The following is a 12727-nucleotide window of genomic DNA, read 5'->3' as shown; positions in this document are numbered from 1 at the left end:
TCGCTGTCAAGCCGCTCGACGCGTGTCGATGCGGCGTCTTCACTGGGGAGATGACGCCGATCTGGAAGCGGGACGCCGAACGTGTCGTGGGCACGCCCTTCGAACCGGGACGGCGGCGCGACGTCGTCGTGGTCGGTGCGGGTCTCACCGGCCTGGCGACCGCGCTGCTGCTCGCCCGGGAGGGGCTGGACGTCGCCGTGATCGAGGCCGGGGAGGTCGGCGAGCTGGCGTCGGGGGCGAACACCGGAAAGCTCACCCTGTTGCAGGGATCGGTGCTCTCGAGCCTGAGGCGCCATCACTCGGCGCGGTTGACCCGCGCGTACGTGGAGGCGAATCGGGACGGCGCGGAATGGCTGACCGCCGCAGCCGACGAGCTCGGCGTGCCGTACTCGCGGCGCACCGCCTATTCCTACGCCCAGACCCCCGACGGTGCCGAGTCGGTGCTCGCCGAGCGCGACGCGGCCGAGGAGGCGGGGCTGCCGGTGCGCCGCGTCGAGCCCGATCAGCTGGCCCAGTCGTCGTTTCCGATCGTCGACGCCGTCGCCCTCGACGGCCAGGTGGCGATCGACCCGCAGCGGATGGTCGTGGCGCTGGCGAAAGAGTTCCTGCGCGCCGGCGGCGTGCTGCACACCGGTGTGCGCGTCACACGCGTGCACGCCGTGCCGAGGGCGGGCGTCGAGACCACGGCGGGGTACGCCGAAGCGCGTCAGGTGGTGCTCGCGACCGCCACCCCGATCACCGACCGCGGGCTGTACTTCGCCAAGACCCGCGGCCTGCGCTCATCGTGCGTGGCGTTCACGACGACAGGGCCGCTGCCGGAGGGGCTCTACCTCGCGATCGACGGCGAGACGAAGTCGGTGCGGTCGATCACCCCCGAGGACGGACCGGCGGATCTCGCACAGCTCGTCGTCGGAGGGAACGGCTTCCCGGTCGGGCGTGCCGAGTCGGCGCAGCGGAGCGTCGATGCGCTCGTGACGTGGACGCGCCACCACTTCCCGGGTGCGGAGCCGGTCGCCTCCTGGTCGGCGCAGGACTACCAGTCGCACGACCTCATCCCGTTCGTCGGCGCGATGCCCCGGGGCCTCGGCCACGTCCGGTTCGCCACGGGCTACGCGAAGTGGGGTCTCTCCAACGCCCCGGCCGCCGCGCTCCGGATCGCCGCGGAGATCACGCGGATCCCGCGCCGTGAGCGCCCCGACTGGATGAACGTCATCTCGACGCGGTTCACCGTGCCGGCCGATCTCGCCCGCGGCGGCGTGGAGAACCTGCGCGTCGGCTGGCAGGCGGCGTCGGGGTGGATCGGCGCGCAGACCGTGCCCGCGCCGGTGCGCCGGCCGCGCGAGGGCGAAGGCGTCGTCGCCAGCCGCGCCGGGCACCCGGTCGGCATCTCGACCGTCGCCGGCACCACCCGCGCCGTGAGCGCCGTCTGCCCGCACCTCGGCGGCGTGCTGCGGTGGAACGACGCCGAACTGTCGTGGGACTGCCCGCTCCACGCGTCGCGATTCACGGCGGAGGGGCGCCGCATCGAGGGTCCGGCCCTGTGCGATCTGGCCCGCCTTCCCCGGGTTGCGGGCGAAGAGGTCGACGGGGACGAGCCCGTCGCGGCGGCACCCGCAGCGTCGCACTGAGGTGCGCGGCGTCGCGATCCGCGCCCCCTCCGCCGAAGCGTCCGGCGCGTCGCTGCGGTCGGGAGCGCCCGGCGAGCGGTAGTAGGCTGAGGTACTGGTCGATATCTCGACGTCGAGACGCTTCAGCGTCGTTCCCCACCCCATTCGCTACAGCGAAGGACTGCACTGTGGATCTGTACGAGTACCAGGCACGAGACCTTTTCGAGAAGTACGAGGTGCCGGTGCTCGCCGGCATCGTCGCCGACACCCCCGAGGAGGCGAAGGCGGCGGCTGAGAAGCTCGGCGGCGTCGTGGTCGTCAAGGCGCAGGTGAAGACCGGCGGCCGCGGCAAGGCCGGCGGCGTCAAGGTCGCCAAGACCCCCGACGAGGCCTTCGAGGCGGCGCAGGCCATCCTCGGCCTCGACATCAAGGGCCACGTCGTCAAGCGCGTGATGGTCGCCGCAGGCGCCCGCATCGCCAAGGAGTTCTACTTCTCGGTGCTGCTGGACCGCGCGAACCGCTCCTACCTGTCGCTGGCGTCGGTCGAGGGCGGCATGGAGATCGAGGAGCTCGCCGTCGAGCGTCCCGAGGCGCTCGCCCGCGTCGAGGTGAACCCCGGCACCGGCATCGACCAGGCCAAGGCGCTCGAGATCGCCCAGGCCGCGAACTTCGACGACGAGCTGGCACCCAAGGTCGCCGACGTCTTCGTCAAGCTCTACAACGTGTACAAGGGCGAGGACGCGACGCTCGTCGAGGTCAACCCGCTCATCCTCTCCGAGGATGGCGAGGTCATCGCCCTCGACGGCAAGGTGACGCTCGACGAGAACGCCGAGTTCCGTCACGCGAACCACGCCCTCCTCGAAGACAAGGCCGCCGCCGACCCGCTCGAGGCCAAGGCCAAGGAGAACGACCTCAACTACGTCAAGCTCGACGGCCAGGTCGGGATCATCGGCAACGGCGCGGGCCTGGTCATGTCGACCCTCGACGTCGTCGCCTACGCCGGCGAGAACCACGGCGGTGTGAAGCCCGCCAACTTCCTCGACATCGGCGGCGGCGCCTCGGCCGAGGTGATGGCGGCGGGTCTCGACGTGATCCTCGGAGATCCCCAGGTCAAGTCTGTTTTCGTGAACGTCTTCGGTGGCATCACGGCGTGCGACGCGGTGGCCAAGGGCATCGTCGGCGCGCTCGCCGAGCTCGGGTCGACCGCCTCGAAGCCGCTGGTCGTCCGCCTCGACGGCAACCGCGTCGAAGAGGGGCGCAAGATCCTCCAGGACGCGAACCACCCGCTCGTGACCCTGGCCGCCACGATGGACGAGGGCGCCGACAAGGCCGCCGAGCTCGCGAACGCCTGACCCGTCACGGGCTGGAATCAAAGGATTAGAGAAATGTCGATCTTCCTCACCAAGGACTCCAAGGTCATCGTCCAGGGCATCACCGGCGGCGAGGGCACCAAGCACACCGCGCTCATGCTCAAGGCCGGCACGAACGTCGTCGGCGGCGTGAACGCCCGCAAGGCGGGCACCACGGTGCTGCACAAGGACAAGGACGGCAACGACGTCGAGCTGCCCGTGTTCGGCTCGGTCGCCGAGGCCATCGAGAAGACGGGCGCCGACGTGTCGATCGCGTTCGTCCCGGCCGCGTTCACCAAGGCCGCGATGGTCGAGGCCATCGACGCCGAGATCCCGCTGCTCGTCGTCATCACCGAGGGCGTGCCCGTCGGCGACTCGGCCGAGGCCTGGGCGTACGCGACGGAGAAGGGCAACAAGACCCGGATCATCGGCCCGAACTGCCCCGGCATCATCACGCCCGGCGAGGCGCTGGTCGGCATCACGCCGGCCAACATCACCGGCAAGGGCCCCATCGGCCTCGTGTCGAAGTCGGGCACCCTCACGTACCAGATGATGTTCGAGCTGCGCGACATCGGCTTCTCGACCGCCATCGGCATCGGCGGCGACCCGATCATCGGCACCACCCACATCGACGCGCTCGCCGCGTTCGAGGCCGACCCCGAGACCAAGGCGATCGTCATGATCGGCGAGATCGGCGGCGACGCCGAGGAGCGCGCGGCCGACTTCATCAAGGCCAACGTCACCAAGCCGGTCGTCGGCTACGTGGCCGGCTTCACCGCGCCCGAGGGCAAGACCATGGGCCACGCCGGCGCCATCGTGTCGGGCTCGGCGGGCACCGCGCAGGCGAAGAAGGAGGCCCTCGAGGCCGCCGGGGTCAAGGTCGGCAAGACGCCCTCCGAGACCGCCGCCCTGATGCGCGAGATCGTCGAATCGCTCTGATCGAACGGTGACGGCGGGCTCCGCCCGTCACGAGAAGGCCCCGCTCCGGCGGGGCCTTCTGCGTTCCCCGGATGTATTCCAAAACGAGAATCCGGCTCTTACCTTGTGGAATTTCGTCCGGACGGTCTACATTCCTCCTCGGAGGCGCATCGCGGTCACGTGATGCGCAGGGGGTGGGGATTTCTGTAGGACGAATGGGCAGAAGGGGCCCCATGAGTCGGAGATCCCCCGTTTTCGGGGTTTCGCGAGAGCAGCGTCGTGCTGATGGCACGTCGCTGCGTGGAGTGCACGATCGGCGGAGGACCGCGGTCGTGGTCATCGTCGCGTCCGTCCTCGTGGCCGCGCAGGTCATGTGGGGCGGAGCGTTCGTGGCTCCGAGCGCCTTCGGCGAAGACGGCAGCGGCACCGCAGGCGCGGTGCCGTGGGGCCTCGGCTCCGGTGCCGGGACGCCGGGCGACGACTCGTCCGGCGAAGGCTCCGGCGAAGGCTCCGAGGACGCCGAGACGCCCGCCGAAGAGGTTCCCGAGCTGCTCGTGCCGCCCGCGACGAACCCCCGCGACTACTCGCTCGTCATCGTCCTCCCGGCCGATCCGCGCCGCACGGCGCCGGCGGCTCCGGGCAACCCGTACGGGCCCAACTGCCGCGAGGTGACCACGAACGACGGGTCGGGCTCGACGAGCACGACCCTCGTGTGCGGCCCCGGCAACGGCCCCGGCTCGGGGAACGGACCGCAGGCTCCGGCGATCCCCGCGATGCCGGGACTGCCGACTCCGCCGCAGCCGCCGGCCGCGCCGACGGCTCCCGCGCCGCCGACCGGGCTGCCCGGCATCCCGACGCCCGGCGTTCCCGGACCGGCGGTGCCCGAGGTGCCCGCGCCGCCGGCGCCGCAGCCGGCCCCCGGGACGCCGCAGAACCCCGGTTCGCCCGTCCCCCCGGAGGTTCCCGAAGAGCCTCCGGTGCCGAACGTCCCGGAGCAGCCCGTGGCGCCCGGTGCGCCCGAGACGCCGGCGACGCCGTCGCCCGACGAGACCACCGGATCGGCCGCGTTCCTCGACGTGCGTCCGTTCACCGCCGCGGACTCGTCCGAGGCGTCGCCCGAGACCGGCGCAGAGGCGGCAGAGGTCGCACCGCTCGCGGAGGGCGCCACCGAACCCGAGGCCGCATCGCTGGCAGCGGGCGACCCGGAGCCGGTCGAGGTGCCGGAGACGCCCGAGACCACCGAGCCGCCTGCGGTCCCCGCGCCCGAGGCGCCCGAACCCACCGAGGCGCCTGCTGCTCCCGAGACGCCCGCCGAGGGCTCCGAGCCCGAGGGCGAGACCCCCGAGGCGCCGGCCGAGCCGGAGGAGCCCGGCACCCCCGGCGAGTCGCCCACCACGCCGGAGCCCGCCGACCCGACCGAGACCGAGACCGAGACGCCGGAGACCCCGGCCGCCGACGTCGAGGTCGACCGCGACGTCGACGACGAGGAGATCCTGCTCTCGCAGAACGCCGACGGCGACCTCGTCATCACGACCAACGACGGCGACCAGATCGTGGTTCCCGCCGGGGCGGTGCGGATCCACACGACCGGCGCCCGCGCGATCATCCGGATCATCGGCGCGCTGCTCTTCGCCGGCATCGACTTCGACCTGCGCGCCGCGCGCATCCTCATGAACGGCGCGTCGCTCACCGGCGGCGACATCCTGCTGCACGCCCTCGCCGAGCTGCTCGAGGCCGCTGAGCCCGAGCCCTGCGACGCGGAGCCGTGCGAAGAGCCGCCCGCGCCGACCACCCCCGACGAGGTCGAGGCCGAGATCGTCATCGACGGCGGCTCGAGCGTCACGGGCGAGAACGTCGTGCTCGTCGCGCAGGCGAACAACGAGACCGACGAGTCGGCCACCGCGAGCATCCAGGTGACCGGTTCGACGATCACGGGCACCGGCTACGTCGGCCTGCACGCCGCGGCCACGACCGTCGGGAGCGATGCGACCGCGCAGGTCCTCCTCGACGGTGCGACGATCGCCGGCGAGGACGTCGTCGCGCGAGCCCACGCGATCGTCGCCCACACCGAGACCGAGGAGTCGGACGACGCGGTCACCTCGGCGCTCGGCGAGGCGAACGCCATCGCCCGCGTCCTCGTCTCGGGCGGCTCCATCCAGGCGACCGGCGCCGACGGCGACGTCCACCTCTCGGCCAAGGCCGAGCTCGACCTCACGGTCACCGCGACGGGCACGGGCACCGACGACGTCGACGCGGCTGCCGCGTACGCCGACGCGACCGCGACCGCCACGGTCGAGGTCGAGGGGGATGCCGCGGTCACGGCGCCCGGCGACATCACCCTCCTCGCGCAGACCGACGCCGACGTCGACACCACCGCGACGGCGCAGGAGGCCGGCGGCGCGATCGCCGTGAGCCGCGTCGCGATCGACACGCGGGCGGAGCTGACCACCACGGGCGCGGTCGACGCGGGCGGCGTGCTCCACGTCGAGGCCGGCAGCGTCTACGACATCGACACCACCGCGACGGCGAGCGAGGGCGGCGCCACGCAGAACGGCACCGACCCGGGCACGACGACCGATGGCAACGCGACGACGCCGGACGGCTCCGTCGATGTCGCCGGAGCGCTGGCCTACACCGATCTCGACGTGACCACCCTGGCGACCATCGGCGCGGCCGCGGCCCCGGTCTACGCCGCCGACGGCGGCGTGATCCTGGTCGCCCGGTCGCACGGCTCGGCGGCGACGACGGCCGACGCCTCCGCCGTCGCGGCGGACGCCCCGGGCGTGGGCGTGGCGGTCGCGGTCAACTCCGCCGAGATCGACACGCGCGCGGTCGTTGACGCCGTCTCGCTCACCGCGCCGTCGCTGTCGGCCTACGCCATCGCCGGATCGCCGTCGGGTGCGCCGGCGAGCGAGTTCCGCGCGAATGCGACCTCCGGCGCCGGCTCGGCCGAGAGCTTCGGAGCCGCCGGCGCGCTCGCGATCGCCCTCACCACCCGCATCACGCAGGCGCTCCTCGGTGCCGGCCCCGTCGCGTTCCAGGCCGCACAGCCGGCGGACGCGGCCTTCGAGGCGTACTCGTCGGCCGCGACGTCGGCGTCGGCGACACCCGGCACCGAGGGCGGCGTCGCCACCGGGCTCGGCGCCCATGTCGCGCTGGGCATCGTGAACGATGCGACCACGGCCGCGGTGACGAGCACGCAGGTCACCGGGCTCGACGATCTCGCCCTCCTGGCCACCGTCGTCACGCCGCTGACGGTCACGGCGACCGGCGGCGCGGCATCCGATGCGATCTCCACCGTGCTCGCTCTGTCGGTCTCGAACGCCGCCGCGACCTCGCGCCTCGCGCCCGCCCCCGATGCCCTCGTGCTCGCCGGCGACCTCACGATGCGGGCGACGCTCGTCGCTCCGGTGAAGACGACGGCCCGCGGCGATGTCACGGCCGGCGACGGTGCGGCCGTCGGCGTGGTCCTCGCGCTCACGTTCGCCGACCACGTCGCGAGGATCGACCTCGGGCGCGACGTCATCGCGGCCGGCGACATCGTCCTCGCGGCGGAGGCACGGGGCTCGTCGGCGACCATCGCCGCCGCATCGATGACCGGATCGCCGGGTGCGGCATCCGCGACCGGCTCGGGGTCCGACCCGTCCGCGCAGATCACGGGTGCGCGCGACTGGGCGGACGGTGCCACGGCCGGGGAAGGCACCGGGTCCGTGCCCGCCGCGCCGAGCCCCGCGACCCCGCAGGGCGCCGTCATGGCCGCTGCGGCCGTCGCCCTCGGCATCCACGACCTCACCAGCGACGTCGTCATCGCCGGTGTGTCGCTGAAGGCGGCGAACGCGTCGTTCACGGCGCTCGGCAACCTGCAGGCCGACTCGACGGCGACCGGCGCCCCGGCGGACCGCGGGCCCCCGGCCGAAGGATCCGAACCGGCAGCCACCACGATCGCGGCAGCCCTCGCGATCACCCTCGCGGACGCCCGAGTCCGCACCGCGCTCGCCGCCGACGCCGACGTCGACGCCGCGAGCCTCAGCCTCACCGCCGGAGTCGCCCCGCTCACCGCGAGCGGCGTGAACGACCCGGTCCACCGCATCGCCGCGACCGCCACGGGCGGCGCCGGATCAGGCGGCGACCTCTCGGTCGCCGGATCCGTGGCCCTCGCCCTCTCGAGCGTCGAGACCTCCTCCGCTCTCCAGGGCACATTCGACGGCGCGACGCTGACGCTCGCCGCCACCGGGGTCGCCGAGACCGCGGCACGCGCGCTCCTCGCCACCGACGGCGGCACGGGCGCCACGACCGGTGTGGGCGCGTCGTTCGCCCTCGCGAAGAGCGACACCGTGACAACGGCGGCCCTGGCGGGCCTAGCCACCGGCACCGCCGGCATCGTCGTCACGGCCACCGGCACCGACATCGTCCGCGCCGAAGCGAGCGGATCCGCCGCGGGCGCCGACCTCGCCGTCGCACCCTTCACCGCCGTCGCGATGGGCACCGCGCGGACGGTCGCACAGGTCGAGGGGGACGGCGCTCTCGCGGTCGAGAACCTCACGGTCACCGCCGCGCAGCGCGCCGAGACGCATAGCGTCGCGAAGGCCTCGGTCGCACCGGCGGGCGATGCCGCCGTCGGCGTCGGTCTCGCCCTCACGCTCGCCGACCACGCGGTGCAGGCGACCCTTGCGCGGGACGTGGTCGCGGCGGGCGCCGCCGACGGGTCCGCCGACGTCTTCGTCGGCGCGACCGGCGTGTCGAAGGCGACGTCGGATGCCGCAGCCTCGGCGTCGGGTGCGCCCGAGAACTCCTCCGGCGGGGCGGCCGGCACCGGCGTCGACGGGCAGATCGCCGGGGCCCAGAGCACGGCCAACGCCATCGCCGCCGAGTCCGGCGGGACCGGGAACACCACCACGCCCCCGAGCGCGGAGACCAGCGAAGGGGGCGTCAACGCGGCCGCAGCGGTCGCCGTGACGGTCGCCCGCGCCTCGGTCGCCGCGACCATCGACGCGACGGTCACCGCCGACACCGCGACGGTCGTCGCCGGCGAGCACACCGACGCGACGTCGAAGGCCGACGGCCGCGCGGCGCAGGGCACCGACGCGACGATCGGGGCAGCGGTCGCCGTCACCGACTCCTCTCTCGCGGCGAGCGCCGTCGTCGCCGCCGGCGCCGACATCACCGCCCCGGTCACGGCGATCCACGTCCGCACCGTCGCCGACGGCGCGGACGCCGTCTCGACGACCGGCGCCGCATCCGTCGCGGGCGCAGGCGGCGGTGACGTCTCGGTCGCGGGCTCGGTGGCGATCGCCCTCGTCGACCGCGACCTGCGCGCCGCGCTCGCCGGCGCAGTGAGCGGTGCGACCGTCACCGTCGCGGCGAACGGCAGCAGCGCCACCACGGTCACGGCGCTTCCCGCCGGCGCCGGCGTCTCCGACGCGGGCGATCTCGGGGTGGGGGCTTCTTTCGCGCTCGCCATCGTGACCGCCGCCACCATCGCCGAGGTGGCCGCCGGGGCTACTCTCACGGGCGTCGGCGCGCTCACCGTCGACGCGCGCTCCACCGTCGCCACGACGAGCGAGGCGCGGATGGGCGCCGCGGGCGGCGGCGTGACGGTGACGCCGGCCGTCGCCACGACGGTGTCGACGGTGCGGACCGTGGCACGTCTGGCCGAGGGCGACGCCATCGTCCTGACGGGTGCCCTGCGCCTCACCGCCCAGCAGCGCGCGACTGCGAACGCGACGGCGGGCGCCATCGCCGTCTCCACCGGCACCGCCGCCGTCGGCGCGTCGCTCGCGCTGACGATGGCCGATCACGCCGCGCAGGCGCAGCTCGCCCGCGATGTGACGGCGGCCAGTGCCGCGCTCGCCGCGCACGCTGTCAGCAACGCGACCTCCGGCGCCACGGCCTCCGCCGCCGGAGCGCCCGAGAACGCCGCCGACTCGGGCGACGCGGCGAACCCGGGCGGCGCGGCCGGCGACGGCGTCGACCAGGCGGTGCAGCGCCAGCGCGACCACGCCGATGCCACCGCCGGGACCCCCGCGCTCGCCGGCACCGGCACCCCGTCGGCGGCCACGTCGCAGGGCGGCGTCGCGGTAGCTGCCGCCGTCGCCGTCACGCTCGCCGATCTCTCGGCGGGCGTCCTGCTCGCAGGCGACCTCGCGGCCACGGGCTCCGTCGTCATCGACGCGGCGACCCACTCCGACGTGATCTCCCGCGCCGACGGCTCAGCGGCGCAGGGCGCCGATGCGACGATCGGCGCCGCGGTGGCCCTCACCCGGGCGGACATCTCCACGACCGCGGTCGTGCCCGCGGGCGTCGCGGTCACGGCCGGCAGCCTGCAGCTGTTCGCCCGCGCGCTCGAAGACGGCGGCGACACGACCTCCGCGCTCGGCGCCGAGTCCGTCGCCGGCGCCGGCGGCGGCAAGGTGTCGGTCGCGGGATCCGTGGCCATCGGCCTCGTGAACCACTCGACGCGCGCCGCCGTCGACGGATCGGTCACGATAACCGGCGGGGGAGCGGTCACGGCCTCCGCGACGAGCGACGTCGCCACCACGGTGACGGCGTTCCCGCACGAGGGCGGCGTGACGGGCGCGGAGTCGCTCGGCATCGGCGCCTCGTTCGCCCTCGCCGTCGTCACCGGCTCGACGCTCGCCGAGCTCGCGGCGGCGGGCACGATCACGGGTGCCGGAGACATCACGATCTACGCCAACGGTGCGAGCGCGACGAAGGCCGAGGCGAAGATGGGTGCCGCGGGCGGGGCGGTCGCGCTCACGCCCGTCGTCGCGACCGCGCTCTCGACGGAGGCGGCCGAAGCGCGCGTCGTGGGCGGCGGCATCCTCGCGCTCACCGGCTCGCTCCGTCTCGACGCCGTCCTCGACGCGGCATCGACCGCGAGTGCGACGGCCGACGTGACGAACGCGAGCACCGCAGGCGTCGGCGTCTCGCTCGCGCTCGCGATGCCGGACCACCGCGCGATGGCGACCATCGCCCGGGACGTGAACGCCGGCGGGGACGTGCTCGCCCACACCTTCCTGACATCGAAGGCCACGACTACCGCCGTCGCCTCCGCCGCCGGGGCGCCCGAGAACGCGGGTGGCGGAGGCGACGGCGGCGACGGCGTCGATCAGCAGCTCGCCGGGGAGCGGGCGCACGCCGACGGCGTCGCGACGACCGCCGGCGGCGCCGCCTCGCAGGGCACCGCGCCGAGCGCAGAGACCAGTGGCGGCAAGGTCAACGCGGCCGCGGCCATCGCGCTCACCCTCGCGATGGCGGTGAGCCGCGCGACGATCACCGGCGCGACGGTCGTGGCCGCCGGCCAAGTGCGGCTCGCCGCGCTCGAGAACGCCGATCAGTCCGCGAGCGCCGACGGCTCCGCGGCGAACGGGGCGACCGCCACGATCGGGGCCGGCGTCGCGCTCACCCGCGCGACCGTCTTCACCGAGGCGATCCTTCCCGCGGGCACCACCGTCACCGCCGGATCGCTCCAGCTCTCCACCGCGACGCTCGTCGACGGCGACGACGCCGCTTCCGTCACGACCGCCCAGTCGGCGGCCGGCGCCGGCGACGGCAAGATCTCGGTCGCCGGATCGGTCGCGATCGCGCTCCTCACCCACTCGTCGCTCGCCTCCCTCCGCGGCACGGCGAACGTCGACGGCGCCGTGCTGATCTCGGCGGCGAACCGCAGCGACATCGTCGCCAAGGCCCTGCCGCACGGCGACGGCGTGAGCGGCGCCGCCACGCTCGGCATCGGCGCCTCGTTCGCCCTCGCGATCGCGACGGGCATCACGACCGCCGAGCTCGCCGACGGCGCAGCGCTGGTGGGTGCCGATGCGCTCACCGTGTTCGCGAGCGGCCGGAGCACGATGACGGCCGAGGCGCGCATGGGGGCCACGGGCGGCGGCGTGGCCCTCACGCCGGTCGTCGCGACGGCCCTGTCGACCGAGAGCGCGCTCGCGCGGATCGGCACCGGTGCGGACGTCGCCGTCGGCGGCGCGATCCGGCTGGATGCCGTGACGGATGCCGCCTCCCACGCCACCGCGACGGCCGAGGTCGAAGGCGCGGGCGACGCCGGCATCGGCGTGGCCCTGGCACTGGCGATGCCGCAGCACCGGGCCATCGCCGAGGTCGCGCGGAACATCTCGGCCGGGGGAGCCGTGGGCCTTGCCTCCTTCCTCACCTCCACCTCGGGCTCGACCGCGGTCGCGTCGGCGGCGGGCGCGCCCGAGAACGGTGCGGACTCCGGTGACGCGGCGAACCCCGGCGGCGCGGCGGGCGACGGCGTCGATCAGCAGCTCCAGGCGCAGCGCGAGCACGCCGACGGCGTGGCGGCGGCGAACGGCGGCGCACCGTCCGCGGCCGGGGCGACCGCCCCGAGCGCCGAGACGAGCGAGGGGGGCGTCAATGCCGCGGCGGCCATCGCCCTGACTCTCGCGACGGCGATCAGCGAGGCGCGCATCCTCGCCGGCGCCACCGTCACGTCGGCCGGCGCGGTCACGCTCGCGGCGCTCGACGACGTCGACCGTCTGGCGAAGGCCGACGGCTCGGCGGCCGACGGCGGCACCGGAACGATCGGCGCCGCGGTCGCCCTCGCGAAGGGCGACGGCGGGACGCGGGCATCGGTGCTCGCCGGCGCGACCGTCGAGGCGGCGAGTCTCCAGGTGCTCACGTCGGCACTCGCCGGCGGCGCGTCGACGCTCACCGCCGAGTCGGCCGCCGGCGCGGGCGACGGCAAGATCTCCGTCGCGGGATCCGTCGCGATCGCGCTCACCACCCACGAGTCCACCGCCGTCATCGCCGGTGCCGCGCGGCTGTCGGGTGACGCGGTGGTCGCGGCGTCGAGCGTCCTCGAGGCCACGGCCAAGGCGCTGC

The 12727-nt window shown here is 74.7% G+C and carries 4 protein-coding genes (1 of these 4 only partly in view); all 4 read left to right on the top strand.

The annotated features are described in order from the left end of the window. Positions 1–50 precede the first annotated feature (50 nt). The gene (locus R8Z57_RS12230) at positions 51–1628 is read left to right on the top strand and encodes an FAD-dependent oxidoreductase (protein ID WP_318354041.1); all 1578 of its coding nucleotides are present in this window, start codon (positions 51–53) and stop codon (positions 1626–1628) included. Between the two features lie 167 nt (positions 1629–1795). Further along, positions 1796–2959, top strand: coding sequence for an ADP-forming succinate--CoA ligase subunit beta (sucC, locus tag R8Z57_RS12225; protein WP_318354040.1), 1164 nt, complete (start codon positions 1796–1798; stop codon positions 2957–2959). A 33-nt stretch (positions 2960–2992) separates the two neighbouring features. After that, positions 2993–3895 (top strand): succinate--CoA ligase subunit alpha, encoded by a 903-nt coding sequence (sucD, locus tag R8Z57_RS12220; RefSeq protein ID WP_318354039.1) that lies wholly within the window; start codon positions 2993–2995, stop codon positions 3893–3895. A 311-nt stretch (positions 3896–4206) separates the two neighbouring features. Further along, positions 4207–12727: the 5' portion of a hypothetical protein gene (locus R8Z57_RS12215; protein ID WP_318354038.1), read on the top strand. The gene runs 21863 nt beyond the window's last position; only the first 8521 of its 30384 coding nucleotides appear in the window; the start codon lies at positions 4207–4209; the stop codon falls past the right edge of the window.

Source organism: Microbacterium sp. M3 (assembly GCF_033548675.1).
In the GTDB taxonomy this organism is placed as follows: domain Bacteria; phylum Actinomycetota; class Actinomycetes; order Actinomycetales; family Microbacteriaceae; genus Microbacterium; species Microbacterium arthrosphaerae.
Note: the sequence above shows the minus strand (reverse complement) of the source record. Positions and strands in the feature narration are given on the sequence as shown.